At 61.0% G+C, this 26,486-nt stretch carries 25 protein-coding genes; 10 read left to right on the top strand and 15 right to left on the bottom strand.

The features are described 5' to 3' along the window. Nucleotides 1-91: 91 nt before the first annotated feature. On the bottom strand, nt 92-385 hold the full coding sequence (locus CFE47_RS27010; protein ID WP_185705262.1) for a hypothetical protein: 294 nt from the start codon (nt 383-385) through the stop codon (nt 92-94). A 224-nt stretch (nt 386-609) separates the two neighbouring features. On the opposite strand from CFE47_RS27010, the gene pbpC reads away from it, so the two are divergent. From pbpC to CFE47_RS26980, 6 genes are all read left to right on the top strand, one after another. Further along, on the top strand, nt 610-2,922 hold the full coding sequence (gene pbpC, locus CFE47_RS27005; protein WP_286841728.1) for a peptidoglycan glycosyltransferase PbpC: 2,313 nt from the start codon (nt 610-612) through the stop codon (nt 2,920-2,922). Nucleotides 2,923-3,061: 139 nt separating this feature from the next. After that, entirely contained in the window at nt 3,062-3,370 is a 309-nt protein-coding gene (locus tag CFE47_RS27000) for a MazG-like family protein (RefSeq protein WP_071486172.1), read from the top strand. Beyond that, nucleotides 3,363-4,112, top strand: coding sequence for a methyltransferase (locus CFE47_RS26995; RefSeq protein ID WP_286841710.1), 750 nt, complete (start codon nt 3,363-3,365; stop codon nt 4,110-4,112). Before CFE47_RS27000 ends, CFE47_RS26995 begins: the two co-directional genes overlap by 8 nt. Before the next feature lie 24 nt (nt 4,113-4,136). Further along, complete coding sequence (locus tag CFE47_RS26990; protein ID WP_185705266.1) at nt 4,137-4,739, top strand: DUF4136 domain-containing protein; 603 nt, start codon at nt 4,137-4,139, stop codon at nt 4,737-4,739. A 45-nt stretch (nt 4,740-4,784) separates the two neighbouring features. Beyond that, entirely contained in the window at nt 4,785-5,342 is a 558-nt protein-coding gene (locus CFE47_RS26985) for a DUF4136 domain-containing protein (protein WP_286841708.1), read from the top strand. Nucleotides 5,343-5,493: 151 nt separating this feature from the next. After that, on the top strand, nt 5,494-7,491 hold the full coding sequence (locus CFE47_RS26980) for a pilus assembly protein TadG-related protein (RefSeq protein WP_286841706.1): 1,998 nt from the start codon (nt 5,494-5,496) through the stop codon (nt 7,489-7,491). On the opposite strand, the gene CFE47_RS26975 is transcribed toward CFE47_RS26980, so the two are convergent. Further along, nucleotides 7,488-10,214, bottom strand: coding sequence for a PAS domain-containing sensor histidine kinase (locus CFE47_RS26975; protein WP_286841704.1), 2,727 nt, complete (start codon nt 10,212-10,214; stop codon nt 7,488-7,490). The genes CFE47_RS26980 and CFE47_RS26975 overlap by 4 nt on opposite strands. Next, nucleotides 10,211-10,654 (bottom strand): TadE/TadG family type IV pilus assembly protein, encoded by a 444-nt coding sequence (locus CFE47_RS26970; RefSeq protein ID WP_185705274.1) that lies wholly within the window; start codon nt 10,652-10,654, stop codon nt 10,211-10,213. The genes CFE47_RS26975 and CFE47_RS26970 overlap by 4 nt, the downstream gene beginning before the upstream one ends. Before the next feature lie 72 nt (nt 10,655-10,726). Between CFE47_RS26970 and CFE47_RS26965 the strand changes: the two genes are divergently transcribed. Together CFE47_RS26965 and CFE47_RS26960 are read left to right on the top strand one after the other, a co-directional pair. After that, entirely contained in the window at nt 10,727-11,176 is a 450-nt protein-coding gene (locus CFE47_RS26965; protein WP_286841702.1) for a prepilin peptidase, read from the top strand. A 126-nt stretch (nt 11,177-11,302) separates the two neighbouring features. Then, nucleotides 11,303-12,085: a response regulator transcription factor gene (locus tag CFE47_RS26960; protein WP_286841700.1), complete on the top strand. Its 783-nt coding sequence runs from the start codon at nt 11,303-11,305 to the stop codon at nt 12,083-12,085. On the opposite strand, the gene CFE47_RS26955 is transcribed toward CFE47_RS26960, so the two are convergent. Genes CFE47_RS26955 through cpaB form a run of 8 tightly spaced genes read right to left on the bottom strand, consistent with a single transcriptional unit; the run spans nt 12,082 to nt 19,500 of the window. Continuing rightward, nucleotides 12,082-12,360 carry a DUF3613 domain-containing protein gene (locus CFE47_RS26955; RefSeq protein ID WP_286841698.1) on the bottom strand — a complete coding sequence of 93 codons (279 nt, stop codon included), beginning with the start codon at nt 12,358-12,360 and terminating at the stop codon, nt 12,082-12,084. The two genes, CFE47_RS26960 and CFE47_RS26955, sit on opposite strands and share 4 nt — an antisense overlap. 10 nt (nt 12,361-12,370) lie before the next feature. After that, complete coding sequence (locus CFE47_RS26950) at nt 12,371-13,081, bottom strand: tetratricopeptide repeat protein (protein WP_286841696.1); 711 nt, start codon at nt 13,079-13,081, stop codon at nt 12,371-12,373. 10 nt (nt 13,082-13,091) lie between these two features. Next, nucleotides 13,092-13,979, bottom strand: coding sequence for a type II secretion system F family protein (locus tag CFE47_RS26945; protein WP_286841694.1), 888 nt, complete (start codon nt 13,977-13,979; stop codon nt 13,092-13,094). A 1-nt stretch (nt 13,980) separates the two neighbouring features. After that, nucleotides 13,981-14,862, bottom strand: a complete 882-nt coding sequence (locus CFE47_RS26940) for a type II secretion system F family protein (RefSeq protein WP_286841692.1) — start codon at nt 14,860-14,862, stop codon at nt 13,981-13,983. A gap of 10 nt (nt 14,863-14,872) precedes the next feature. Then, entirely contained in the window at nt 14,873-16,144 is a 1,272-nt protein-coding gene (locus CFE47_RS26935; protein WP_185705289.1) for a TadA family conjugal transfer-associated ATPase, read from the bottom strand. Continuing rightward, entirely contained in the window at nt 16,141-17,334 is a 1,194-nt protein-coding gene (locus tag CFE47_RS26930; protein ID WP_185705291.1) for a CpaE/TadZ family protein, read from the bottom strand. Before CFE47_RS26930 ends, CFE47_RS26935 begins: the two co-directional genes overlap by 4 nt. Next, nucleotides 17,331-18,548: a type II and III secretion system protein family protein gene (locus tag CFE47_RS26925; protein WP_286841689.1), complete on the bottom strand. Its 1,218-nt coding sequence runs from the start codon at nt 18,546-18,548 to the stop codon at nt 17,331-17,333. Before CFE47_RS26925 ends, CFE47_RS26930 begins: the two co-directional genes overlap by 4 nt. A 19-nt stretch (nt 18,549-18,567) precedes the next feature. Then, entirely contained in the window at nt 18,568-19,500 is a 933-nt protein-coding gene (gene cpaB / locus CFE47_RS26920) for a Flp pilus assembly protein CpaB (RefSeq protein WP_286841688.1), read from the bottom strand. A gap of 332 nt (nt 19,501-19,832) precedes the next feature. Here cpaB and CFE47_RS26915 point away from each other — a divergent pair, with 332 nt between their 5' ends. Both CFE47_RS26915 and CFE47_RS26910 read left to right on the top strand, forming a co-directional pair. Beyond that, nucleotides 19,833-20,030 (top strand): Flp family type IVb pilin, encoded by a 198-nt coding sequence (locus tag CFE47_RS26915; RefSeq protein ID WP_286841686.1) that lies wholly within the window; start codon nt 19,833-19,835, stop codon nt 20,028-20,030. A gap of 54 nt (nt 20,031-20,084) precedes the next feature. Further along, a complete protein-coding gene (locus tag CFE47_RS26910) occupies nt 20,085-20,489 on the top strand; it encodes a response regulator (protein ID WP_185705300.1) in 405 nt (134 codons plus the stop codon). Between the two features lie 70 nt (nt 20,490-20,559). On the opposite strand, the gene CFE47_RS26905 is transcribed toward CFE47_RS26910, so the two are convergent. From CFE47_RS26905 to CFE47_RS26890, 4 genes are all read right to left on the bottom strand, one after another. Beyond that, complete coding sequence (locus CFE47_RS26905) at nt 20,560-22,242, bottom strand: ShlB/FhaC/HecB family hemolysin secretion/activation protein (RefSeq protein WP_286841684.1); 1,683 nt, start codon at nt 22,240-22,242, stop codon at nt 20,560-20,562. 185 nt (nt 22,243-22,427) lie between these two features. Then, entirely contained in the window at nt 22,428-23,972 is a 1,545-nt protein-coding gene (locus CFE47_RS26900) for a collagen-like triple helix repeat-containing protein (protein WP_286841682.1), read from the bottom strand. 304 nt (nt 23,973-24,276) lie between these two features. Beyond that, a complete protein-coding gene (locus tag CFE47_RS26895) occupies nt 24,277-25,125 on the bottom strand; it encodes a MaoC family dehydratase (protein ID WP_286841680.1) in 849 nt (282 codons plus the stop codon). A gap of 2 nt (nt 25,126-25,127) precedes the next feature. After that, nucleotides 25,128-26,471, bottom strand: coding sequence for a 3-oxoacyl-ACP reductase (locus CFE47_RS26890; protein WP_286841678.1), 1,344 nt, complete (start codon nt 26,469-26,471; stop codon nt 25,128-25,130). Nucleotides 26,472-26,486 lie beyond the last annotated feature (15 nt).

Raw genomic sequence — 26,486 nt, 5'->3', positions numbered from 1 at the left:
GGGAGCGGGCTTGCCTGCGATAGCTATCTGTCAGTTGATGAGTCTTTGACTGATATACCGCTATCGCGGGCAAGCCCGCTCCCACAGGGGATCAGTGCACCACCCAGCTCAGCAGCCACAGGCCCAACATCAACCAGATAACCCCAATGATGATCGACGCCCGCATAAAGGCGCGCACCGCCGAATACAGGAACAGCAGGCCAACGATCAGGGTAATGATGCTGATGATCGAAGTATCCATGCCCAACGTACGCGACAAGCCTTCGACGAAATTGCCGCCGGCATGGGTCAAGGCACCGAACAACCCGCTGAGCCCGTCGACGATAAAACGGATGATGGAACCAAGTGCCTGGCCCAACCATTCGAAAAAGCTTTCTACCTGCATATGTGTGTCCTGATGAGAAGGTGGGCGTATCTGTGCCTTTGGTTGTTATTGCGACAGGCTAGTTCCCTACAAGCATAGAGGTTTGCAGGTTTAAACATGGGTTTCCTTTATCACGGTTGTACTCGATTCAATGTGGGAGCTGGCTTGCCTGCGAAAGCGGTGGCTTGGTGACACATCTACCCACTGACCCACCGCGATCGCAGGCAAGCCAGCTCCCACATTTACTGCGCTGGGTCGTGGGAACCGTGGTGTTGGTCATCGCGCTGCTGTGGCTGGCCGACCGCATCTGGCCTTTGCCCTTGCCCCAGGACGACCTGGCACGCGTAGTCCTCGCCGAGGATGGCACCCCATTGTGGCGTTTCGCCGATGCCAACGGCGTGTGGCGCTACCCGGTACAAACCAATGAGGTCTCGCCCTATTACCTCGACGCACTGCTCACCTACGAAGACCGCTGGTTCTATCAGCACCCTGGCGTAAATCCGTTGGCGCTGGTACGTGCGACCTGGCAGAACCTGACCGGCGCACGAGTGGTGTCCGGCGGCAGTACCTTGTCGATGCAGGTGGCGCGCCTGCTGGACCCGCATTCGCGCACCTTCCACGGCAAGTTGCGCCAGTTGTGGCGTACTGCGCAGTTGGAATGGCACTTGTCCAAGGAGCAAATCCTGAACCTGTACCTGAACCGCGCGCCTTTTGGCGGTACCTTGCAGGGCGTTGCCGCAGCCAGTTGGGCCTACCTGGGCAAGTCCCCGGCCCAGTTGACCCATGCCGAAGCCGCCTTGCTCGCGGTACTACCCCAAGCGCCGAGCCGCCTGCGCCCCGACCGCCACCCGCAACGTGCGCAGGAAGCCCGCGACAAAGTGCTGCGCCGCCTGGCCGAATTCCAGGTGTGGCCGCAAGCTGCTGTCGATGAAGCCCTGGAGGAGCCGCTGCTGCTCGCCCCGCGCCTGGAACCGAGCCTAGCCCCTTTGCTTGCCCGCCGTCTGAACCGTCCCGATAGCCCGCCGCTGATCCGCACCACCTTGGATGCCACCCTGCAGCGCCGTCTTGAAGACCTGCTGCTGGGTTGGCGCGCGCGCCTGCCGGAGCACACCTCTGCCGCTATTTTGGTGGTAGAAGAAGAAACCATGGCCGTGCGCGCCTACCTCGGGTCGGTGGACATCAACGATGCCAAGCGCTTTGGCCATGTGGACATGGTCAGCGCGCTGCGTTCTCCGGGCTCCACCTTGAAACCCTTCCTCTATGGCATGGCCCTGGACGATGGGTTGATCCACTCCGAATCCCTGCTACAGGACGTACCCCGGCGGTATGGCGATTACCGGCCGGGCAATTTCTCCATGGGTTTTACCGGTGCTGTGCCGGCGAGTACGGCGCTGTCCAGTTCGCTGAACCTGCCGGCGGTGCAACTGCTGGAAGCCTACGGGCCCAAACGCTTTGCCGCGCAGATGCGTATCGGCGGCGTGCCGTTGGCATTGCCTGCCTTGGCCGAGCCCAACCTGGCGTTGATCCTGGGCGGTGCGGGCAGCCGCCTGGAAGACTTGGTAAGCGGCTACAGCGCCTTCGCGCGCGACGGCAAGAGTGCGACGATTCGCTTGCAGCCGGACGACGAACTCAGGGAGCGTCCGATGTTGTCGCCAGGTGCCGCCTGGATTGTGCGGCGGATCCTCAGTGGCCAGGCGCGGCCCGACCGTGACCCGCGTGCTGAGCTGGTACAGCGCCCAGTGCTGGCGTGGAAAACCGGCACCAGCTATGGCTTTCGCGATGCCTGGGCGATTGGCGTGGGGCCGCGGTACTTGATTGGCGTGTGGATCGGCCGACCGGACGGCACACCGGTGCCGGGGCAATTCGGCCTCGCCTCGGCGGCCCCCTTGATGCTGCAAGTGCACGATGTGCTGACCAACCGCGACAGCCAGCGCGGCTTCAGTGCCCCCGTCAAACCGGTTCCAGCGAATGTCGGCGTGGCGGCGATCTGTTGGCCGCTGGGCCAGCCCATGAGCCGCACTGATCCCAATTGCCGTCGCCAACGCTTTGCCTGGACGCTGGATAACACTACGCCACCGACGTTGCAGGCGTTGGATCAACCGTTGAGCGTGGGGTTGATGGAGAGCGTGTGGGTCAACGCCAAGGGCCTGCGAGTCGATGCCCATTGCCCGGGCGCAGCGCTCAAAAACATCGCCCTGTGGCCTGCGCCGTTGGAACCGTGGTTGCCCAGGATCGAACGTCGCGAAGCACGCATTCCGGCCTCTGACCCCGATTGCCCGCCACCGGCGCTGGCGGCGTCCTCGCCACTGTCGATTGTCGGCGTGCGTGAGGGCGATCAACTGCGGTTGCCGGCGGGTAGCCAGCAAGCCCTGCGCCTGAAACTGTCTGCGCTCGGCGGCAGTGGAAGGCGTTGGTGGTTTCTCAATGGCGCGCCGCTGGGGGATAGCGCCAGCCAGGACTTTATCAATGCCAGTTTCGAGCAGTTGGGCCGGTATCAGTTGAGTGTGCTCGATGAGGCCGGGCAGACGGCCAGGCTTGAGTTCAGTGTCGTTGATTGAATCGCTATCGCAGGCAAGCCAGCTCCCACAGGGGAATGCGCTCACCTGTGGGAGCTGGCTTGCCTGCGATAGCGGTCTAAAGGTTCACTTGCCTTCAAGGCAGATCCCCCCGAAGCTATACACCTTCAGGAGCCCCCGCATGAACCTCGAACACCTCACCGAACGCCTGCACCGCATCCGCGATACCAACGACTGGAAGCAGTTCCACAGCCCAAAAAACCTGGCCATGGCCGCCAGCGTGGAAATGTCCGAGTTGGTGGAGATCTTCCAATGGCTCACCGAAGACCAATCCCGTCAGTTGCCCGCCGACAAACTCGCCCATGCCGGGCAGGAAGTGGGCGATATCGTGTTGTACCTGCTGTTGTTGTGCAGTGAGTTGGGCCTGGACATGAACGAAGTGGTGCGCGCCAAGTTGGCCGACAGCGAGCGGCGGTTTGCCCATGAGTGATCGTCATTTCGACCAGTTGGCCACGCGTTTTGCCGAAAAAATCTATGGCGGGGCCAAGGGTGCGATTCGCCTGGCGGTGCTGCAGGCCGACCTGACCGAAGCGCTGCCGAAGCGCCCATTGCGCGTGTTGGATATCGGGGCGGGGCTGGGCCATATGTCGCTGTGGCTGGCCGAGCAAGGCCATCAAGTCACCCTGGCTGAGCCTGCCGAACCGATGCTTGAAGGCGCCCGCCAACGTTTCGCCGACGCTGGGCAGACGGCGACTTTTATTCATGCCCCGTGGCAGGACCTGCTTGGCCAACTCACCGAGCCGTACGACCTGGTGTTGTGCCACGCCGTGCTGGAGTGGCTGGCTGAGCCCCATGCGATCCTGCCCGTGTTGCATCAGCTCACGGTGCCCGGTGGCTGGCTGTCCCTGGCGTTCTACAACCGGGATGCGTTGATCTACCGTAATTTGCTCAAAGGCCACTTCCGCAAAATGCGCAAGAACGACATGGCTGGCGAGAAACAGAGCCTCACGCCGCAGCAACCCCTCGACCCACGGGAATTGGCGGCGCAACTCGAAGGCCTTTGGCAGGTCGAAAGCCAAAGTGGTGTGCGGGTGTTCCACGACTATATGCCGGTGGAATTCCAGGCCCGTGCAGATTTGCAGGACCTTTTGGAGATGGAGCTCGCTCACCGTCGTCACCCAAGCTTTGCCGGACTTGGGCGTTATTTGCACTGGATCTGCCGTCCGGTTTAAGCGGCCCAGTCTGCGGAGGTCGAAATGCGTCGTCTCTGTTTGATCCTGTTGTCTCTCGGTTTGGGGGCGTGCTCCAGCCCCAACCCCTATGTGGCCGCCTCGGCGCCAATCCCACCCGCGCCTGTTCAGGCGGCTAACACCTTCGATGCCAGCGCTTATCCTGCGCCGGTGCGCGATTACGGTGCTTACCGCAATTGGGCCTGGCGCAACGGTCAACTGCCTGCAGGTTCGGCATGGGCCGATTCGGCGCAAATTGCCGAAGCTGTCAGCGGCGCCCTCGACCAGCGCGGCCTGCGTCCATTGCATGACAACCGTCCACCGGACTTGTTGGTGAGCGCCGATGTGCGCCTGGAGAAGCGTCTCAAGCAAGTCCAGGATGACTACGGCTACGGTTACGGCGGCTACAACCGGTATGGCAACGGCTATGGCATGTACAACTCGGTACCGGTGGTGCGCACCTATGAAGTCACGGTGGCGGTGGTGCGCGTCAACCTGTTCGACGCGCGCAGTGGCCAGCCGGTATGGAGCACCAGTGCCGAAACCGCCAGCCAAGGCAGCCTCAGTCAACGCGCCGATGCCTTGCGCCAGGCCGTGCAAAAGGCCATGACCGCCTATCCGCCCAGTTAACCGCTATTCTCATCGCTAGCGCCGTTCGCTCTTTGGAGAAAAACCATGTTTCGTCGTATCGCGACCCTCGCTTTTGTAATGCTGCTGGGCGGTTGCCAGACCAGCCAGGTCAATCACGATTTTGATGCCAGCCGAGATTTCGGCGCTTACCGCAGTTGGGCCTGGAAAGACCCGGCGCTGCAGTACCGCCCGGATGATCCGCGCATCAAGAGTGACCTTACCGAACAACGCATCCGCCAGGCGGTGGGCGAACAGCTCGACCAGCGTGGCCTGCGCCCGGCAGCGGCGGGTACCAAGGCTGACTTGAACGTGCAGGCCTACCTGATCGTCGAGGACCGCCAGCAACAAGTCACCACCAACTACGGCGGCGCCTGGGGCGGCCCATGGAATGGTTACTGGGGCGCGCCGATGTACAACGAAACGCGCAACATCACCTACAAAGTGGCGACCATCCAGATCGACCTGCTCGACGGCAAAGACGGCAAGCTGGTGTGGCGTGGCAGTGACGAGCAGATGATGAGCAGCACGCCGAACCCGCAGGATCGCAGTAATGCCATTCGCACCACGGTAAGCCGAATCCTCTCTACCTACCCACCTCATTAAAAAACACCACAAACCCCCTGTGGGAGCGGGCAAGCCTGCTCCCAAAGGGGTTTCTCCGTCAGTCGTTAATGTGGCGACTGGCCAGCGCACCTCCCAAGCCTTGTCTACACTCCAACTCATCTACGGAGAGTAAGCGCTAAAGGAGTGCTCGATGTCTCCCCGACTTCGTTCCAGGCAGCGTGGTGCGATTGGCCTGATGGCGGCGGGAACCATGGCGGTGGCCTTGGTGTTCATGTTGCTGGCCGTTGATAGCGGGCGCCTGTACCTCGAAAAGCGCAAAGTCCAGGCCATCGCCGATACCGCGGCCCTGGAGGCTGCCGGTCGTGGCGGTGTGTGCACGCCCACGACCACTGCCAGCGACTACGCCACGCAAAACGCCACGCGCAATGGCTTTACCGTGGTTGCTGGAGACAATACCCGTGGCTTAGTCGTGACCTGTGGCACTTTAGTGACCAACGCCAACAATATTCGTGTGTTTACCGCTAACGCGACCAAAAACGATGCCGTACGTGTGGTCGTGACGAGCAACGTGGCAACTGGTATCGCCAGCGGCATCTGGAACATGTTCACGGGCTCGCCGATACCGGTGCAGACGACCCTCACGGCTACCGCCGTCGCCGCCTCTGCGCCACCGCTGGCCGCGCTAACTATTCGCAGCACTGCCGTAGTGGTAGATACGGACAATAAGGCTTCTATTCTGAGTAGTTTGTTTGGCGGATTGTTGGGCGGCAGCTTGAATGTTTCGGTGGCTGGGTGGAATGGCTTGCTCACCTCCAACATCTCACTGCTGAGTTATCTTGACCGTTTGAAGCTTGATCTTGGTCTTACGGCAGTCGGTTATTCAGAAGTTCTGAGCAACAGCATAAATGTCAGCCAATTGATTCAAAGTGCAATCAATGTCATGGACCCGAACGGTACGTTAAGTGCCTCGGCGACAATCGTCAGTCTTAACGCTTTGAAAGTAGCCTCCGGCACAACCACAGTTGTCTTGGGAACGGCGCTTCAAATCGAAAGCGGGACAAATATCGCTGGCCTTGCAGTGAATATGCGAGTGTTCGATCTGATTCAAGGGTTCGTGCAATTAGCGAACAAGAAAAACGGCTTAGTTGCTAGTGTGCCCATTAACTTGCCGGGTATAGCGTCGATTGATTTGAGCGTTCAAGTGCTACAGCCGCCTCAACTGTCAGCTATCGGCAATCCTGCTCATGCTATAGCTCCTGGTCAGGATCCTCAGGCAGGGCCGAATCGAATATACGTTCAGACCGCCCAACTGCGCACTCGGGCGTCGGTCAACCTGCCGGTGCTCAATACAGTCATCAATCTAGTCAATGGTGTGGCAGGGTTGGCGGGACCTCTTGTCGGTGCGGTGGATGCATTGGTTCATCTCAATCTTGTCGGCGTGGTCAATCAGCTAACGTGTGCGGTTTCATGTACTGCGCCATATTTGCAAGTGCTTCCTCCTCCTGTCGGTATTGATATTGAGCTAGACGCTGCCAGTGCCAGTAGTTGGGTCACCGGCTACAGTTGCGCCAGCCCAACCGATAAAAGCCTGACGACGTCGACCAATACGTCGCTGGTCAATCTTAGAATGGGTAAAATTCCCTATAATAGTGTTTTCGGATCTAATACGGCTCCCCCAACGGTCGTAGTAAACCCGCTGAAAGTCGTCGATATCGGAACTCGGCACTGCGTGTTGATCATCTTATGCGATGCGCCGATCCCTTCCGTAGGTGGCGGGCTCGGATTGTCCGCCAACATTGCGGTAGCGGCGAAAACCAACCTTCCTCACACGTATTACTCCCCTGATTTGCCGGCTATTACCCAGCAACCGTTTTACTACGCTTACACCACCACCAATATTGTCAGCAGTTTGACGGACCCTGCGAAGGGATTGGTATCGGGTATCAATCTCGACATGTATGGGCCCACCCCGGGTAATTCAAATTTGTTGGGTAACATCATCGGTGGGCTTGGCACTATCTTGAGTGCCGTGACAACTCTTTTGCTTAATGCGATAAACAGCACGCTTTCCCCCTTGCTTGATACGCTAATCAATAACATCTTACTGGGGCTGGGAATTGACCTGAATAAGGTGGACGTTGGTGCCAATCTCAGTTGCCAAGCCGGGCGCGCTTATCTGGTGATCTAGCTAACGGGCAGCTCTACACAAAACTGCGCGCCGTCCTCTCCATTGCTGACACTCAGGCGTCCGCCCATGTTTTCCACAATGCCGTAGCTCACCGACAACCCCAGCCCGGTGCCCACGCCAATCGGCTTGGTGGTGAAGAACGGCTCGAATATCCGCTCCAGCAAGCGCGGGTCGATGCCGCCACCGTTGTCCTCGACCCAGATGCGCACGTGGCGGCTGTCGTGTTCGGTGTGGACGGCGATCCACGGGCGCAAATCCGGTTGTTTTTCCCGTTGGCTGAGCAGCGCATCGCGGGCGTTGACCATCAGGTTGATCAGCACTTGTTCCAACTGGTCGGCGTAACCGATGACCTGCACCGAAAAGTCCGCCGGCGTCAGGCGCACCTCCACGCCTTTACCCTTTAGGCCCTCGCTGAGCAGCGACAGCGTGCCCTCCACTGCCTGGGCCGGGTCGAAGGGGTGTCGTTCGATTTCCGAGCGGCGGCCAAACACGCGCATATGGTCCACCACCCGTGCGGCGCGCTGGACCTGCGCATCGATGCGTTGGAGCTTTTCGGTGAGGTAGTCGATCTGCGCGTCACCGTTGCTCAGGCGCTTGAGCACATTGACGATGGCCATGCGCATCACGTTCAGCGGTTGGTTGATCTCATGGGCGAGGCCGGTGGCCATTTCGCCGAGGGTGGCCATCTTGGCGCTTTGGGTCAGTTGCTGCTGGGAACGACGCACTTCGGTGTTGTCGCGGCCCACGGCTTGCACTTCCACCAACGCGCCGTGTTCGTCGAACACGCCGCGATCCGACCACACCCACCAGGCATGTTCGCGACCGGGCAGCTGCAGGCTGATTTCGGCAGTGCTGACGGGAAACTCCACGCTTAGTTGGCTGATGCGCTGTACAAAGGCCTGGCGTTGTTCGTCCGACAGCCAGTGGCCCAGGTTCAGGCCGGGAAGTTGGGCGGGCAGGCATTCCAGGTAATTGGCCAGCGGCGTGTTGCCAAAGGTCAGCGTGAGGTCGGGTTGGTAACGGCAGATCATCGCCGGCGAGTCCTCTACCAGGATGCGGTAGCGCTCTTCGCTCTGCTTGACCTGCTCGGCGGCAAGAGTTGCGTCGGTGACGTCCAGCCACAGCCCCACGGCTTCCACTGGCAAGCCGAGGTCGTCACGCAGCAATTTGGCTTCGTCCAGCAACCAATGGTAATTGCCTTGTTTGTCGCGCACGCGGTAGCGGCTGCGCACGCTGCCTTCGCGCAGCAGTTGGCGGGTGCGTTCAAAATAGAGGTCGCGGTCGTCGGAGTGGATCAGTGAGGCCAGGCCGGCGTGGTCGCAATCGGCCAGGGTCCAGCCCAATAACGGCAGCAGGCTGTCGCTGAAAAAAGCCGGGTGCAGGGCGCCGCTGACGTAGCGCTGCACATAGATAACCGCCGGGGAGCTGGCGATCAGGTTATCCAGGCGGGCATGGGCGGCGGCAGCTTGCAGTTGCTGGTTCTTGATGTCGCTGATGTCGAGCATGAAGCCGATCCAACGGCGGCTGTCGCCAACGCCCAGTACCTGGCCTTGCACGCGGTACCAAATGGGGTTGTGGTCGGCGTCGCTGCGTTGCAGGCGCACGCTGGTCAGCAAGGGTTTGCCCAGGGCTTGAAGGTCTTGCAGGCGGCTGTTGAGTTCCTGGCGGTCGGCGGGGTGGATCAACTCCAGCCAAAGGCTCAGCGATTGGCGGGTGGCGCCGTCGTCCTGGCTCAAGCTGCGCTGCAGTTGCGGTGCGAGCTGGATTTCCTGGGTGGCCGGCAGCAACTCCCACCACCCTGTGCCGAGCAAGCCCTGCAAGGCCTCGACCCGCTCCAGTTGCTGATGATGGCGTTGCTCGCGCAGGCGGCCCAGCAGCGGAGCGGCGAGGGCGGCGGTGAGGTTAAGCCAGTCGCGCTCACTGGTCTGTGATTGCGTGCTGTAGACGCCGCATAGCAGCCAGGCCGCGATGCCTTGGCCGTCGCGGTAGGGCACCAAAAAACCGTCGGCATTGCCGAACACGCTTTGCAGGCGCGGGTTGTCGCTGCGACCTTGGGCGAGGCTCAGCGGTGCGTTTCCATTGACGCTGTCCAGGCCTGTCCCCAGGCGTTGGCCGGTTTGCCACAATGCCGGAGCGTCGTGGGCGGTGTATTGGCCGTAGATCCGCCAACCCTGGTCATCCTCATCGAGCAACGCCATGGCCACACAGGGGATGCGCCAGCGTTGGGCCAGGCTGGCGAGATGTTCGTTGAGAACGTCTGGCAGGCGGCTGAGGGTGCAAACGCGCAGTTGTTCGCTCATCTGGCTGGACAGCTGATGGTTCTGCTCGCGGTGCCCCGCCAATTGCCGACCCGCCAGCAGGTCGCTGACATCCACCAGGCGCAGTGTCCAGTGGTCGCCGTCGGGCTCGACCCAGCCACGGGTGTGCAGCACCTGATCAGCAGCGCCACGAAAGTCCAGGTCCAGGCCTTGGCGCTGCCAGTCGGCGGGCGACCCTTCGACGCTCAGGGCGCTGCTGGCGCACAACAACTCACGCAATAAAGGCCGGGCGTCACCCGCCAGGTGCGAGGCAAGTTGCGAGCGCAGGGTACCGTTGATAGTCACGACCCGGCCCAGATGATCCAGTTGTAGTTGCAGGCCAGTGAGGTTCGCCACGGGCGTATCGGCGGGCATGGCACTGGTGCGACCCAGCAGGCGTCCGAAGAGGTTATCCCCAGCGGTCAAAATTGCACACTCGAACGGGCGGCGAGGTTGGTTGGCAGGTTCGGTACAGTGCCTACGCCGGGAATCACCAGCGCCGGAAACACCGAGTAGAGGTTGCTGGAGGGGTAGGTGATGGCCACGGTCAACGTGGTGCCAACGTAGGTCGCGGTGATGAAGTCCGGAGAAAACTGGAAGCTGGTGGGAATCCAACTCAACTGAGTGATTGCCGTGTTTTTCGCCCGCGCAGTGAGTTGTGTAGGGTACGCGGTGCCCGCGGTAACCGGGTCGACCGACATGGCCTGACGCACGGCCTCTGCCGCTGCCTGGTTGAACGACTGCATCAGCAGCAGCGGCAGGCTATAGCTGACCAGGCCATAGAACACGGCGAAAAAAATCCCGAAGACCAGGGCGAATTCAATCGCCGCAGCACCTTTCTGCTTTCTAGGGAGGCCTGTTTTCATGACTGCGTCTACCCTGACGGCTACTACTTGATATCAGCATAGAATCATTCGGCGAAAAGGGATGTTTTTTACGTGACCCAAGGCTTGGTAATCGTGTTCTGGCTGGCGCTCTGCGCGTTGCAGGATATGCGTCAGCGGCAAATCGCCAATGTACTCACCCTCGGTGGAGGCCTGCTCGCCTTGATCTACCTGTTGTGGGTGGGCGTTACCTGGATCGGCGCGCCTGCCAGCGACGGCGGCTGGGCGTTTGCCCTGGCCTTGCTGCTGGGTTTGCCGGGCTATGCGCTGGGCCGCTTTGGCGCGGGTGATGTGAAGCTGTTGGCCGCATTGGGGTTGGCCACTCATACCGAGTATTTGCTGTGGTCGTTGATCGGATCCGCAGTGGCGATGTGCGTGTGGATTGTTATGCGTCAAGGGCTTAGCGCACGTGTTGCACATCAACCCGATCAGGCGTCAATAAAGCAGCCATTTGCGCCGTATTTATTGACGGGTTTCACCGCGTCCTGGCTTTGGATCCATTAGTCGCACAAGGCCTCTATCGCTATGTACATAGTCGGAAAGTAGGTCTACGTTTATTGAGTAGATGTATAGGATTCTTCGTCAAAAAGGATCGGTCAAATCTTTGGCTAGCCAGGCATGGAGTAGCGAGTGAACAAGCTTACATCGGCGGTAAAAGTGCTCGTGGTCGACGATCAACCCCTGATCGTGGAAGAGCTCTGTGAGTTTCTCGAAGGCAGCGGTTACCGCTGTGTCCCTTGTGAGTCCAGCCGGCACGCCTTGCAGCGTTTCAGTGAAGACACTGAGATCGGCCTGGTGCTGTGTGACCTGCACATGCCGGACATGGACGGTATCGAGTTGGTCCAGGCCATGCAGAAGGTCGCGGGCAAGCAGCGCGCTTTCGAAGCGATCATGCTGACTGGCCGTGCCGACAAACAGGACGTGATCAAGGCGCTGCGTGCAGGGATTTCGGACTACTACCAGAAGCCCATCAACCTCGACGAATTGCTCGAAGGCCTGCAACGCCAGGAAGCGGCACTCGAAGAACGGCAAAAAGAGCTGCAACTGGGGCATTTGAACCAGAAATTGCAGTACCTTTCCGAATCCATCAACGACTTGTACCAGGACCTCGACAAAGTCCGTCGCAGCCCTTTGCAGGACAGTGACGCAGACATATCGGCAGACGATGCGGGGCCGTTGGAAATACCGTCGATTTTCAATCAATTGTCACCACGCCAGCTCGACGTCGCGCGCTTGGTGGGCAAGGGCCAGACCAACTATCAGATCGCCTGTGAGTTGGGGATCACCGAGAACACGGTCAAGTTGTATGTGTCCCAAGTGCTGCGCCTGACCCATATGCATAACCGCACCCAGTTGGCGCTGGCGCTGTCGCCCAGCAACTCGGCGATGCGCCAGCGGGTGACGGCGCATTAATTACTGCTGCTACTGCCACCGCTTGAGGCGTTTCCGCCGACCTTCTGCTCAAAGTACTGTGGGATAGGGTACTTATTGCTGTTCAGCCAGCGTTGCAATGCCTGCTCCCGCTCTGCGGGAGTGGTTTTTTGTGGGATTGGCGAGGCGGCACCTCCTTTGATCTGCAGCGTGAGCCATTTTTCCGTTTGAGCTTGCTGCGGGGACGAGGGCCCCGGCTCGATGGCCGAAGCCGACAGTGGCAACAGCGCCAGGCAAACAAGGTAATGGGCTTTCATCATCGACTCCTTACTTGATCATCGCTGGCAGCGCATCGCTGACCGCCGCCACTTTGCGCGTTGCAGTACGAGTGCCCCTGAGTTGCGCCGCGCGTGACTGGGCATCGGTGACTTGCGCCGGGCTCAGGCCCACTTGGCTGACCACTTTTGCCGCCTGCCCCCAATCATTCTGATAGATCAGCAGAGTGACCAGGTTGATGGCGGCCAGCGGGTCGTCCTGCTTGAGCTCGATGGCGGTCATGAATTCGAAGCGTGCGTCTTCCAGGCGCAGTTGATTGAGGTACACCACCCCCAGGTCATTGCGGATTTTTTCATCGGTGGGGGCCAGCTGCGCCGCACGTTGCATATGGGTCATGGCTTGGACGTTGTCGCCCCTGGCGGCCGCCAGTTGCCCCAGGCCATGCTCGCCCTCGGCGGTCATGCAGGTGCCCAACAGGCTGCGGTACAACGGCTCGGCCTCGCTGCGGCCCAGCAATCGATAGGCGCGCGCCTTGCGCTGACGCACCTGAGGCAACGCGTCCGGCAGGCTTTCCAGGTTGGCCAGGCTGGCGTGCAGCTTGCCTTCGTTGGCCATGTCGTCGGCCAGGTTCAGTGCCAGATCCTGGTCTGAGCTCGGCTTGCTGCAACTGCCGGGTGAGCCAAAGGCTGCCCAGGGTGATTGGCCGTTGGTGGCGCAACCGCCGAGCATCAGCAGGGCGAGGCCGGCAATCAATGCTTTCATCGACATCTCCTTAAAAGTGGTTCAACGCGCGGGCGATGCCGATAAAGGCCGGGCCACCCAGCACAATCAGCAACGCTGGAAACAGGAACACCATCATCACCACCGACATTTTTGCCGACATCTTCGAGATGTATTCCTGCAAGCGGGTCAGGCGGCGGTCATCGAGCAATTGCTTGAGGGCCAGCAACGATTTCATCGCGCCGCCCCCTTGCAGGATCAGTTGTTGGAGGATGACGCAGGTGTCGGTCAGTTCGTCCACTTCGAGCAAACGGGCGGTCTTGCCCAACTCTTCGCCCAACTCCAGCCCGGAGTCGACGCGTGCCAGGATCAGGCGCAACTCGTGGGTCAGGTGGGGCAGCAAGCGTTGCGCTTCGTTGCCCAATACACGCAGTGATTGCTCCACTGCCATGCCTGATTCAAACAGGATGCGCAGCAGTGGAATGAAGGTAGAAATTTCCTTGGCAATGCTCTGTTGGCGATGTTTGGCCGCGGCGGCAAGCACGCGCTTGGGCAGCAGGTAACCGATGCCGAGCGCAGCGATCGGGGCGATCCAGGCAGGGTCAACCTCGGGGAAAAATACTCGCTGGCCAAGGACTGTAAGCCCCATCAGCACAACGGGCACGCCGACCTGGAATGCGGCAAATAACGAGCGCTGGCTGGCCTTGCGCCAACCGACCCGGTTGAGCAGGATCTGGGTCTCGTTGTCCAGGCTGACTGAGCGCTGTGCCAGGCTGCTGCTGCCCAGTTGGCGTATGAGCGAACCGAATTTGTCGGTGCCGGCCATCTGTCCTTGCAAGCGATCAGCGATGCGCCGCCCGCGACGGCGCTGTTCGAGCAACTGGCCGGCTACCAACACCGCAGCGGCAAGCAAGCACAGGGCTGCGACGAGAATGGCCATCTCAGACACTCCTCAGCATGCGCCACATGGCCACGGTGCCTGTCACGTCCATTGCCAGCGCGCCGAACAACAGATTGCGCCCCGTGCCGTCGTTCCACATGGTCATCAGGTAGCCCGGGTTGACGACAATGAAGTACCCCACAATCAGAATCGGCAGCCCGCCCAGTACGTAGGCCGTCATACGCGTTTCACCGGTCATGGCTTTGAGTTGGCGGGCGCCTTGTTCGCGCTCGCGAATCATCTTGATCAGGTTTTCCAGCAGCTCGCTGGCGTTGCCGCCGTAGCGGTGGTTGACCTTCAGGCCCAGGGCAAACAGACGGAATTCGTCGCGCTCATAGAACTCGGCGAAGTCGCTGACCGAATCCGGCAGGCTCACCCCCATGCGCACGTTGCGCTGCACCCGGCCCATGGCTTCCTTGAGGGGGTTTTCAACACTTTCGATACCGCCCAGCACCGCGTCGGCCAGGGTCCTGCCGGACTTGAGGCTGCGTACGCTGTGGTCCAGCAACTGCGGCAGTTGTTCAATCATGCGCTGCACGCGGCGCTGGTAACGCCAGGCAACGTACATGCGCACGGCCACAGGCGGCGACACGATCATCACCACCAGGCCCAGCCCGTCAGCGAACAGGTAGCCGAACAGGGCACCGACCACCCAACCACTGATCCACAAGCCCAGGCGCTCGGTGGGTTTACCCAGCCCGGCACGCAGGAACATACGCTCGAGGCCGTTCCAGGTGGTTTGCTGCTCATGTGCTTCGGGTTGACCGTCACCCAGGCGCTCCAGCACGCGGTTGGTCTGGGCCTTGCGCAGACCATTCTGGAACAGCCAGAACGACAGGCCGATCAGCAGCAGGCAGATGAGCAACAGCACCGGTCCCTTCATCTGGCGCTCCCTATGACTGCAAGGCCGATTCGCGGCGCAGTTTGTCGCCGGCCGGGTTGAGCGCTTCCCGCAGGAAACCGAAGCCGGTACGCCGGTCCAGGCGGAACAGGGTGTTGGTGACATACACGTCGTCACGCACGCCCACCACTTCCACCACTTCGCTGACGCAACGGCGGCCATCGGGCATGCGTGTCAGCTGGATCACCACGTCCAGTGCGGCGCAGATCATCTGGCGCAGGGTTTTTTCCGCGATCACTCGGCCGGTCAGGCCCACCAGGGTTTCCAGGCGCAGCAGCGCGTCTTGGGCATTGTTGGCGTGCACGGTGCTCATAGAACCATCGTGGCCGGTGTTCATGGCGGTCATCACGTCGAGCACTTCCACGCCCCGGATCTCGCCGAGAATGATGCGGTCGGGGCGCATCCGCAGGGCGTTGCGGATCAGGTCGCTGGACCTTACTTCACCGTGACCCTCGGCATTTGGCGGGCGAGTTTCCAGGCGTACCACGTGGGGGTGGCCCAGTTGCAGTTCGGCAACGTCTTCGATGGTCACCAGGCGCTCATGGGGGTTGATCAACTGGCTGAGGATATTGAGCAAGGTGGTCTTGCCAGTGCCGGTGCCGCCGCTGATCAGGATGTTGCAGCGCTTGCCCACAGCCTCCTGGAAGAATTCGAAAATGCTGTGGTCGATGGTCTGCATGGCCACCAGGTCACTGCTTTTGAGCATGTCCTTGCGGAACTTTCGGATCGACAGGCAGGGCCCATCCAGGGCAATGGGCGGGATGATCGCGTTGACCCGGCTACCGTCGGGCAAGCGCGCATCCACCATGGGCGACGACTCGTCCAGGCGTCGGCCCAGCGGCGCGAGGATGCGTTGCATCACGCGTTCCACATGGTGGTCGTCGATAAAGCGCAGGTCGCTCTGATGCAGCAGGCCATCGCGCTCAATAAAGACCCGGTGCGGGCCGTTGACCAGGATCTCGGTCACCGACGGGTCGCGCAGCAGCACTTCCAAGGGGCCGAAACCGGTGAGTTCGTCGACGATCTCCTCGGCCAGGCGTTCCATTTCATAGCGCGAGATCGCCAGGCGCATGCGCGTGATGTACTCCGACACTTTGTCGATGACAAATTGCGCGAGGGATTGGCGCGTGCCTTCCAGCAGGTTTTTACCCGACTCCTCGATGGCGTCGATGATGTAGCGATGCAGCACCAGCTTCAGGCCGTCGTGATCGCTATTGCCGCCAGCCGTGCGGGCGGGGCCGCCAAACAGTTTTTCGCCGTTCATCGTCCTGACCCCAGGAAGCGTTCAAACCAGCGCATGGACGGTTTCTCCATGCCTTCGGAGCGTTTTGCCAGGCGCTCACCCAAGGTGCGTACGGCTTGGGTCAAGGGCTCGCGGGGGGCCAGGGCAAACAAGGTCTGGCCCTGGTTCTTCACGTTCAGGCGCAGCTCGGCGGCGAGGGGAAGCACGGCGACGCATTCAAGGCCGTAGCTTTTTTCCAGCGCCTCGGTATCGGGCGCACAGGACTTGATGTAGCGATCCACCACCAGCTTGGCGTGCTCAAGCTTCATGCCTTTGTCACGCCAGCGGTTCAGCACGGCCAGGTTGCGGCGGCAGTCCAGCACGCTCTGGTCGGTGCACCACAGCAGCTTGTCGCAGTGGCTGACAAACGTGCGCAGGGCCTCGCTGTCCGGTTGCCCGGTGATGTTGACGACGATGTGCTGGAAGTGTTGGCGCAGGGCGCTGAGCAACATGAACAGTTCGGCAGCACTGGTGAGTTTGAGTGGCTCGTCACCGGTGGCGTACGCCAGGATACGCAGGCCATCCTGGGCGGTGGTGAAGGCGCTGTTGATCAGGGTGGTGTCGAGGCGACGCAAGTGCCGCAGGGCATCGCCGAAATTGAAGGTGCTCTCCAGGCCCAGCAGGGCAAGGCTGTCGCTGCGCGGAAGACCCAAGTCCAGCAGCAGGGTCTGTTGTCCGCTTTTTTGCACCACCATGGCCAGGTGGGTTGCCAACATTGCGCCATCGGCGTTGCTTTGGGTGCAATACAGCACCGTCAGGCCACCCAGGTGCGCGTTCGAGGTGACGGGAGGAAGGCGCTTGCTTAAGCGCCGCACCAGGCCCGCGACTTCGCTGGAGCGCGAACCATAGGCCACGAAATCTCGGGCGCCGGCGCGCATGGCGTTCAGTACGAGCTGGTTGTCCATGCCATCGCCCAGGGCGACCACGGCGAGCATCGGCTTTGCCTCCAGCGCGCCTTCGATCAATGCGCTTTGGGCGACGACGTTTTCACGGTCCAGGCCGACGAACACCAGGTTGGCGAAGGTTACATCTGCCAGCGCCAGCAGTTCGTCCAGGCTGCCGGTACCCACGCTGACAACCTGGCCAAGGGGCGCGAGCGCGCCCTGCAGCCACTCAAGGTCGGTGGTGTTGCGGGTAATCGCGAGGAAGGTTTGGCTCAGGCTATCGCTCATTGGGACAGTCCTGTGCGGCGGTCGAAATTACCGTTTTCCAGGAAAAACATGCGGTACCAGTTCGGGTCGTAGCTGCGCAGTTTTTCGCCGGGTAAGGAAGGCAGTTGAGCGTTGGCGGCCAGCGGCTGCACCAGGTGAGGGGTGACGATCATCAGCAGTTCTTTTTCTTCGCGGCTGATGGTCGAGTCGCGGAAAAACGCACCCAGGATGGGGATATCGCCCAGGCCTGGAAATTTGTTGAAGGTGGAGGTGTTATTGGTGCTGATCAGGCCGCTGATCACGAAGCTTTCGCCATCGGCCAGGGACACGCTGGTGTCGGTGCGGCGTACGGTCAGGGCCGGCACCTGAATGCCTTGGATCGCGATCGCGTTGCTGTAGTCGAGCTCGCTGACCTCCGGCGCAACCTTGAGGGTGATGCGGTTGCGATCGATCACCGTGGGCGTGAGGGTCAGGCGAATACCGAACTCCTTGTACTCGATGGAGATGGTGTCGCTACCAGCGCTGGGCACCGGGATCGGTACTTCACCACCGGCAAGGAAGGTGGCGCTCTGACCGCTCATGGCGACCAGGCTCGGACGCGCCAAGGTGTAGGCAAAACCGCTTTGTTCCAACGCGTTGATCATCGCTTTGACACGACCACCGCCGAAGCCAACGTTGAAATTGCTCGTGCTCACCGGCAGCTTGAACACGCTCTCCGAGGGAGACAGCAGGTTGGGGCTGCCGAGGAAAAAGTTTGTGCCCATGCCGAGGAATTTGGTGCTGGCTTCCTTGAGCTTGGTACGGCTGACTTCGACAAACCGGATATCGGTTTGCACCTGGCTGGGCAGCGTTGGGTCTTCCGAAGGCGACAGCGACAGGCTGGTCAGCGCCGAAGTCGCCTTGCCCTTGACGAACACCATGCTTTGGCGCGGGGCGCTGGCGCAGGCCGTCCACACCATGAGGCTGGTGGCGCCGCTTGAGACACCCGTCAGCAGGAAGTTACGGTCGCCGTTGACCCGGACGTCGGCAATTTTGGGGTCACCAATGGCCAGGCGTGTGATTGCCACCGGCGATTGCAGCTCTTGTTGCAGGCCTTCTCCCACTTCGACCACAGCGGGCAATTGGCCCAAGGCGCTGCAATTGCCCGACGCCGCGAGTGCCGCGCCTGCGGGCAAGCTCGACAGCATCAAGGCCCAGGCCAGCTGAGTGAACATGAGTGCGTAGCGATGGCTCATTCAAGGCATCCTTGCTCAATCACGGGGTTTGTTGAGTGGTCTGTGCGCCGCGAATCACCTCGACGCCCCGGCGAGCGGCAGGTGCGGTGCCGGCCGGTGCGACTCTTTTGGGTGGGCCGGTCAGAGCCAGTTGGGCGAATTGATAAAGGTCGCGGTTGGCGTTCTCAAGTTTTTCCGGGGCATCGCTTTCGCCGGCCCAGTAGCGACTGAGCAGTTGCTCATCGGCGCTGCGTACGGCCAGGCGTAGGGTACCGGCTTGAGATGCGAGCATCAGACGGCTTAATAAAGGCTCTGGCACCGCCAGCACTACCGTACGGGCGGAAGCACGTCGTTGGGCGGCTTGGGCGCGCTCTTCGGGTGTGACCGGCGGTGGTACCGCGGGTTTGCCATCATTGGCCAGGCCCAACTGGTCGCCGACGCTCAGCAAGCGCATGGCCGGAATCACGATCTGAGCTGACTGTTCGGCGTTACTTGTGTCTTGGCGCAGGAACAGCAGGACGTCGACGTAATCGCCCGGGCTCAACTGGCCGGCGGCACCGATCACTTCATCCACTGACACGGCCAGCGCGCGTTCGTCCGGGCGGATCATGCGGGCCAGCGGGCCGCCGGCGTTGAAGCTTTCTTCAGTGAGCCAGGTGCCGGCTCCCAGCGTGCGCTGGGGCATCCGCCCGATGGCCTGATCCAGTTGCGTCAGGCTGCCGGCGGGCACCGTGCGCAGTTTTTCTATCACCAGGTCGGCAGCAGTAAGGGGAACAAAGGCTGGGGCATCATGTGCCAGGACGACCACGGGTTGACGGTTTTGATCGTCGATCGCGGCGGTGGCACGTTCGACAGAAATGACAGGTGCTGCGACAGGTTCCGGTTGGCGACTCAACACCAGTCCCCAGTAACCGGCGATCAGCGCCCCGATAAGCAACAGGCCGGCCAGGATCATGCTGATGCGACTGTTCATGACGGCTCTCCCTTTCCCGTTGCACTACAGGCCCGTTTAATCCAAACGAGTTAATTCGCAACCTGGCTGTGATGAACATCTAACGATTTGGCTATTTGAAGGTAGCCCAGCTAGGACGAAATGCCATTAACGCAGAAAAAATTTATCTGAACTTTAAAGGCAGCCTTTTAGTGGCGGGTTTTTTGGCGCCAACTTTACGACTAATACTTTGTGGTTAATCCGTTCTTACAGTTGTGAGGCTGGGATTTGTTGACAATGCTCTAGTGGCACGCCGCGATCATCTTGTACTAGAGCCCTTTCGGCTTTCAGTGGCGTTCTTAGGGAGAAGTCTTATGTTCCTTGACCTGATGTTGAAAGTTTATGTCCAAACGCAAACATTCTTCCAACGCAAAGACGGTGCGTCGGGTATTGAGTACGCAATTATCGTTGCGCTGGTTGCACTTGTTATTGTCGCGGCCGGTTCTGGGCTGGGCACTAAGGTAGCCTCGGTGTTCAACACAATGGCTACTAAAATGACGACAGCGAGCTGACGTCGCTCAACGTGTTGTTCCCATTTAGGCTGACTACTTTCTCCAGGTACGGCTATGAGCGAATCGTCTTCTCCTCGCCAGCAAATTCTATTGGTGGACGACGAAGAGGACGCTCTGATCGAACTCGCCGAATCCCTCGAAAATGAGGGATTCGTGTGTTTCACCGCCTCCTCTGTAACCGATGCATTACAAGAACTGACACTCAACCCCGATATCGCCCTGATCATCACCGACCTGCGCATGCCCGAGGAAAGCGGTATTTCCTTGATCAAGCGCTTGCGCGAACACACCGAGCGCGCGCACCTGCCGGTGATCGTGATGTCGGGTCATGCCGAAATGGATGATGTGAGCGACATGCTGCGCTTGCAGGTGCTCGATCTGTTTCGCAAGCCGATCTATTTGGTGCGCTTGATCGATACGCTCAACAGCCTTTTCCCGCTCCCCAAATCCCGCTACTGATCATAGGTGCACCTGAAATCAACGTGGGAGCAGGCAAGCCAGCTCCCACATTGGACGGGTGTCGTCCTCGTTACAGTTGATAGCTGAAGCTCAGCGAGTACCGTGGCCGCCGGTCAAAGTTGTCGAACGCCACGTCCGACATCGGCTTGGCCGCTTCCAGCGCAATGTTGTAGTACTTCGCATCGCCAAAGCGCAGCCCCAGCGCTGCCGAGGACATGTCGTTGCCTTTGACGGGCAGGTCGTTGTACCAGGTCTTGGCACGGTCGAAGACCACGTACGGTTGCAGGATCTTCACCCAGTCGCCGGCGCGGTTGTAGCTGTAGTTGACCTCGTAGGCCACGCCCCAGCCTTTGTCGCCCGAACCCTGGTCATCGGGGTAGCCACGGCCGAAGTTCTGCCCGCCAAAGGTGGCGCGTTCGCTGTCGGGCAGGTTGTCGTTGCTCCAGTACAGCGCGCCAGAGAGCACTCCCTGCCAGTTATCGAACAGCTTGTTGCTTTGCACACCCGACAGCCGCACACGGAAGAAATCCAGGTCGGGCTTGAGGCCACCGAAGTCGGTGCGGGTCTTGGCGCCCATGCCGTTGATGCCTTGGTATAAACCGGCACTGAGAATGCGCAGTTGCGTGGTGTCGGCCTTGCGCCAGTCTCCTTCGACGGCGAGGGCGCGCAGGTTGGTTTCCAGGTCGAAGCGTTGCGGGAAGCCTTCCAGTTTGTAGCGGGTGGTTTGGTCCACCGCGTACAGGCGTGTACCCAGGCTCAACGACTCGCTTGGCGAGGCGATAAACGGGTGGCTGAGGCCGACGGAGTAACGGTCGATCTCCTGGTGCGGCGTGAGTTCCAGGCCATCGCCCAGTTGCAGGCTGGTACGCGGATCGGCGCGATAACGTTCGCCCGACACCACCACTTGTGTGCCTTCGGCATTGATGAACTGGCTGTAGGCAGCGCGGTAGTAATGTTCTTTGTCATTTCCCGGTGGGAACAAACCGCTGATGCTCAGTTGTTCGCCCATGGACGTCCACGAGTTACTGGTGGCGGTGAGCAGTGCCTGCGTGCCGCCGCGACTGGCTTCGGTGAGGCTCATGCTGGTGGTGAACGGTTTGCGGCTGGCGGTGATCTGCATATGGGCGCCGCCATCGGTGGTACCCGGCGGAGGCACTTGGGCCTGCAAGGTCACCCCGGGAATCGCGCTCATCAGCGTGGTGTAGCGCTCGAAAGTCTTGCGGGTCAGCGGGCGTTCGGCCTTGAGCTTTTCCGCCAGCTTGTCGACGTAGGATGAGACCGAACCGATGTCGCCTTGTAGTTGGTAATCGCGGATGTAGCCCTCCACCAGCACCACATGCACCAGGCCATCGTCGAAGCGTTGCTCCGGCAGGAACGCATAGGACAGCAGGTAGCCGTCCTGCTGATAGCGTCGCGTGATGCTGCGGGTGGCCTCGATCAGTTGCGCCAGGTTGGTCTCGTGGCCAATCAGCGGTTCGAAGACCTGGGCCAGCTCGGTGAGCGGGTACACCGTGCCGCCGTCGATCTGCAGTTTGCGGATGGTGACTTTGGTGTCCATCAACAAGGGTTGCGCCGCGGTGGCAGCGGGCGTCGGTAACTGGGTTTGAGGGACGACCGGGCGGTAAGCGTCGGCCGGCAGGTTGGGCACCGGCAGGTTGCGGATGGTGTCGTTGCTATTAAGGAAGCTGGGTAGGGTATCGGCGCAAGCGTAAGTACTGAGGGTGAGCAACAACAACGGCGTCAAAGCGCGCATAGGACACTCCATGGTCAAAACTGCAGCAGCGTTTCGCAGATTCCCGCCGGGCTCTGGGGGCGCGGTTCGGGTGTTCTCCAAGGCGTTTCATTCGCCCATAAAAAAGACGAGAGGCTTATTAGGTCTCTCGTCTCAACCAAGCGTAGGCGCTGTAGGTGAGGCCGTCTAATCGGCCAGGTGCAATTCTATTTTTTGCCGGTCAGGCCACCAAGCAGGCCGCCCAGCAGACCACCGTTGCCACTGGCGCTGGCGCCGGCACTGGCACCTGCGGAGGCAGATGCGCTACCCCCCAGGTTCAGGCCGCCGCCGAGCAAGCCACCACCGGTGTTGGTACCGCCAGTCACCAGGCCGCCGATGGAGGCTACGGTGCCGCCGACCGCGCTGACGGTACCGCCCAACGCATTGGTGACGGGGTTGGCGTTGGCGCCGCTGATGGCACCGCCGAGGTTGCTCACGGCACCGCCAACGTTAGTCACCAGACCGTTGACCGGGCCGCCCAGGCCAGTGGCGCTGCCGACGTTTTGGGTCAGGCTGGCGACGCCGCTGGTGACAGGGTTGAGGGCGTTGCCGAGGGTGCTGGTCACTTGGCCAACCGGTGCACCCGCTGCGGTGTTGGGCACACCGCTGCCGCCGAGGATAGTGCCCAGGGAGGCCACGGTGCTGCCGGCTTTACCACCGGTGACACCGGTCGCGCTGACCACGCCATTGGTGCTGCCTGCATCCAGGCCGTTGCCGGCGCCGGCGATGATGCCGCCGAGCAGTTCCGCCAGGCCCAGTTGATTGGTGTTACCACCCGAACCGCCGCTGCCGCTGCCGTCCGAAGCCGGGTCGACGTAACCGCTGGCCTTGCCGACTACGGTGCCGACGCCATTGAGTACGTTGCCCACTGCGCCGGTCACAGGGTTGCCGGTGCCGCCTGCACTGGCAACTTTGTCGCCCAGGCCGTCAACGGTGTCGCCGACTTTTTGCAGCAGGCCGCCAACAGGTGCATCAAGGCCGGTTGCGCTGCCGACTTTACCGGTGGTGTTCTCTACCAGCGAGACCACAGGCACCAGGACTTTCGCGCCAACGGTGTTGGTGACCGAGCCCAGTGGGCCGGTGGTGCTGGCGGTGCTCAAGGTGTCGCCAAGCATGGTCACCACATTGCCGACCTTGCCGACGACGTTGCCCACGACCGGTGCGGCGGTGCCCACTACAGGCACTTGGCCCAGCAGCGTGGCGACGTTAGTGCCGGTAGTGGTGACGCCAGTGCCCAGGTCTGCCACGCCGTTAGCTACGCCAGCGACGGTTTTGCCCAGGGCATTGCTGTCGGTACCCAGTGAGCCGAGGCCGTCAGACAGGCCAGTGCCGATACTGCCAACCGCGTTGCCGGTGGCAGTGACCAGGCCGCCGGCGGTTGCGCCAACGATCGGCAGGCTGCCGAGCGTAGTGCCCAGGCTGCTGACGGTGCCGCCGAGGCCGGTCACGGTGTCGCCGAGGGTGTCGACTACGGTTGCGGTTACCAGTGGGGTGGTGGTGCCACCGCCTGTGCCACCGCCGGTACCGCCACCAGTGCCACCACCGGTCCCTCCGCCAGTGCCACCACCCGTGCCGCCGCCTGCGGCTGTATCGGAAGAAGAGGAGCCACCACTGTGATGTCCGCCACCACCGCTGCTGCAGCCGCCGAGCGTCAATGCAATTGCCAGGGCCAGCACGCTGCTTGCTTTCCAAAACACGACTTGAGTTTTCATGATGTGAGTTCCTTGCACCTGTACAACCTTGGTTGTCTTCAAACACTCCCTACTTCTCTTGGGGTAGCGATGTGTTTGTCCGTGAGGTCATAAGAATCCCAGGCGCTCTTTCTCACCATTCTCAACTTGGTATTAACGATTTATATACTGGCGGCCAGTCAAGGCTTAGGGACTAATACCAACGGTATAAAGGGAGGATGTATCAAGATGTATATATATTGTAAATCAATGGCTTGAATAAAATAGCGGACCTGAAAAGGTCCGCTATAACTTAGGGTGTATATATACAATTAATCAGTTTATTTCATGCGATCGGCCGCCATTTACCTACCATGTGATCAATATCGCCGGCGCCTTTGAGCAATAACTCGCCACTGGAGCCAGCCGCGCTGGCCCATAACCTGACTTCACTGGGCAGGCGCACTGGCTTGCGAAACTCCACGGCAATTTCGATATTGGCCGCGGGCAGGTGTTCGCCCAAGGCGGCGAGGGTGTGCGCTTTGTTCCACAGTCCATGGGCGATGGCCTGGGGAAAGCCGAACAGTTTGGCGGTGAGGGCACTGAGGTGGATCGGGTTGTAGTCGCCAGAAACCCGTGCATACCGCCGGCCGATATCGGCGGGGGCCGGCCAGTGCGTCAGTTCGCTGACCTGAGTGGGCGTGAGCTGTGCGTCTTCCGTGGCGTCACCGGGCAGCTTCACGCCACGACACAGCATGCGGCTTTCGGCTTCCCACAGTAGCCCGAGGGAATCTTCGGCCGTGGTCACCAAATCAAACGTCGCGCCCTTGGGGTGGGGCTTGAGGTTCTGCGCGTGCACGCCGAGGGTCAGGTCGTTCACACCGCCGAGTGGGCGATGAATGCGGATGCGGTTGCTCAGGTGGATCAAACCCAGCAATGGGAAGGGAAAGGTTTTGTCGGTGAGCAGTTGCATCTGCAAGCCAAACGCCAGGATATGGGGATACGTCGCCGGCAGGATCGGGCTGTCGGCAAACCCACACACCTTGCGATACGCCGCCACATCCTTGGGGTTGATGCGCACCCGGCAGCGTAAACCTCGCTCGGGCAATGTGGTGCCGGTGATCTTGCGCTTGAGTGCCGCGCGCCAGTACAGCGGCAGCAACAATGGAGCTGCGCCTAACGTTTGCCATTCCATGCTTACGCTCCCAAAAGACTTTGCCCACAGACCCGCAGCGCTTGCCCGCTGACCGCGCCGCTGCCCGGTTGGCCGAGCCAGGCCACGGCTTCGGCGACATCCTGTGGCAAGCCGCCCTGGCCCAAGGAACTCATGCGGCGTCCGGCCTCACGCAGGGCGAACGGAATGTGCGCGGTCATCTGGGTTTCGATAAAGCCCGGTGCTACCGCGTTGATGCTGATGCCGCGCGCCTTGAGCAAGGGTGCCCAGGCTTGCGCGAGCCCAATCAACCCGGCCTTGCTCGCCGCATAGTTGGTTTGCCCACGGTTGCCGGCAATACCGCTGATGGAAGCCAGCAGCACCACGCGTGCGTTGTCGTGCAGGGTGCCGCTGTCCAGCAGGGCCTTGGTCAGCACCTGGGGTGCATTCAGGTTCACCGCCAGCACTGCGTCCCAATATTCCGGCGTCATGTTGGCCAGGGTTTTATCGCGGGTGATGCCGGCGTTGTGCACCAGAATGTCGAGCCCATCGGGCAGGTGTTCGACCAATTGGCCGGCGGCGTCTTCGGCGCAGATATCCAACACCACGGTGCGCGCACCCAAGCGTGCGGCGAGGGCTTCGAGATCAGCCTTGGCTTGGGGCACATCCAGCAGGATGACGTCAGCGCCGTCGCGGGCCAGGGTTTCGGCAATGGACGCTCCGATACCTCGGGCGGCACCGGTGACCAGCGCCTTGCGACCGGCCAGTGGGCGTGTCCAATCCTCGACCGGTGTAGCGCAGGCTTGCAGGCGAATGACCTGGCCGCTGATGTAGGCACTTTTCGGAGAGAGGAAAAAGCGCAACGCGCCTTCCAACTGATCCTCCGCGCCGTCGCCCACATAGAGCAATTGCAACACGCCGCCGTTGCGCAACTCCTTGGCCAGCGAACGGCTGAACCCCTCTAGCGCACGTTGAGCGCTGGCGGCGAACGGGTCGCCGAGACTTTCCGGGGCACGGCCGAGGATCACCAGGTGCGCGCTGTTATCCAGGTTTTTCAGCAGCGGTTGGAAGAATTCGCGCAGTTGCTTGAGCTGATCGGTGTGTTGCAGCTCACTGGCGTCGAATACCACGGCCTTGAGTTTGGGGCCGTGGCCGGGAATCCAGGTCGAGGCCTCGTTGCCGTAGGTATAAGTTGCGTCGGTGAGTTTGTGGGCGAACGCTTGCACCTCTCTCGCCAGCGCGCCCCCGCCCAACAACAGTGCACCTTCCACCGGTCGCAGGCGCCCAGCTTGCCAGCGTTCCAGGCGTACCGGTGACGGCAGGCCAATGGCGGCGACCAGGCGATGGCCGAGGCTTGAGTTGGCGAAGTCGATATAACGGTCAGACATGGAACGCTCTCCGAA

It is taken from the genome of Pseudomonas sp. PGPPP1 (assembly GCF_002255865.1).
Classification (GTDB): Bacteria; Pseudomonadota; Gammaproteobacteria; order Pseudomonadales; family Pseudomonadaceae; genus Aquipseudomonas; species Aquipseudomonas cremoris.
This window is presented reverse-complemented; position numbering and strand designations above follow the sequence as displayed.

Coding starts and splice junctions, on each gene's coding strand:
- CFE47_RS27010 (WP_185705262.1), bottom strand. CDS start 385: ATGCAGGTAGAAAGCTTTTTCGAATGGTTGGGCCAGGCACTTGGTTCC.
- CFE47_RS27000 (WP_071486172.1), top strand. CDS start 3,062: ATGAACCTCGAACACCTCACCGAACGCCTGCACCGCATCCGCGATACC.
- CFE47_RS26995 (WP_286841710.1), top strand. CDS start 3,363: ATGAGTGATCGTCATTTCGACCAGTTGGCCACGCGTTTTGCCGAAAAA.
- CFE47_RS26990 (WP_185705266.1), top strand. CDS start 4,137: ATGCGTCGTCTCTGTTTGATCCTGTTGTCTCTCGGTTTGGGGGCGTGC.
- CFE47_RS26985 (WP_286841708.1), top strand. CDS start 4,785: ATGTTTCGTCGTATCGCGACCCTCGCTTTTGTAATGCTGCTGGGCGGT.
- CFE47_RS26980 (WP_286841706.1), top strand. CDS start 5,494: ATGTCTCCCCGACTTCGTTCCAGGCAGCGTGGTGCGATTGGCCTGATG.
- CFE47_RS26970 (WP_185705274.1), bottom strand. CDS start 10,654: ATGAAAACAGGCCTCCCTAGAAAGCAGAAAGGTGCTGCGGCGATTGAA.
- CFE47_RS26955 (WP_286841698.1), bottom strand. CDS start 12,360: ATGAAAGCCCATTACCTTGTTTGCCTGGCGCTGTTGCCACTGTCGGCT.
- CFE47_RS26950 (WP_286841696.1), bottom strand. CDS start 13,081: ATGAAAGCATTGATTGCCGGCCTCGCCCTGCTGATGCTCGGCGGTTGC.
- CFE47_RS26945 (WP_286841694.1), bottom strand. CDS start 13,979: ATGGCCATTCTCGTCGCAGCCCTGTGCTTGCTTGCCGCTGCGGTGTTG.
- CFE47_RS26940 (WP_286841692.1), bottom strand. CDS start 14,862: ATGAAGGGACCGGTGCTGTTGCTCATCTGCCTGCTGCTGATCGGCCTG.
- CFE47_RS26935 (WP_185705289.1), bottom strand. CDS start 16,144: ATGAACGGCGAAAAACTGTTTGGCGGCCCCGCCCGCACGGCTGGCGGC.
- CFE47_RS26930 (WP_185705291.1), bottom strand. CDS start 17,334: ATGAGCGATAGCCTGAGCCAAACCTTCCTCGCGATTACCCGCAACACC.
- CFE47_RS26925 (WP_286841689.1), bottom strand. CDS start 18,548: ATGAGCCATCGCTACGCACTCATGTTCACTCAGCTGGCCTGGGCCTTG.
- cpaB (WP_286841688.1), bottom strand. CDS start 19,500: ATGAACAGTCGCATCAGCATGATCCTGGCCGGCCTGTTGCTTATCGGG.
- CFE47_RS26915 (WP_286841686.1), top strand. CDS start 19,833: ATGTTCCTTGACCTGATGTTGAAAGTTTATGTCCAAACGCAAACATTC.
- CFE47_RS26910 (WP_185705300.1), top strand. CDS start 20,085: ATGAGCGAATCGTCTTCTCCTCGCCAGCAAATTCTATTGGTGGACGAC.
- CFE47_RS26905 (WP_286841684.1), bottom strand. CDS start 22,242: ATGCGCGCTTTGACGCCGTTGTTGTTGCTCACCCTCAGTACTTACGCT.
- CFE47_RS26900 (WP_286841682.1), bottom strand. CDS start 23,972: ATGAAAACTCAAGTCGTGTTTTGGAAAGCAAGCAGCGTGCTGGCCCTG.
- CFE47_RS26895 (WP_286841680.1), bottom strand. CDS start 25,125: ATGGAATGGCAAACGTTAGGCGCAGCTCCATTGTTGCTGCCGCTGTAC.
- CFE47_RS26890 (WP_286841678.1), bottom strand. CDS start 26,471: ATGTCTGACCGTTATATCGACTTCGCCAACTCAAGCCTCGGCCATCGC.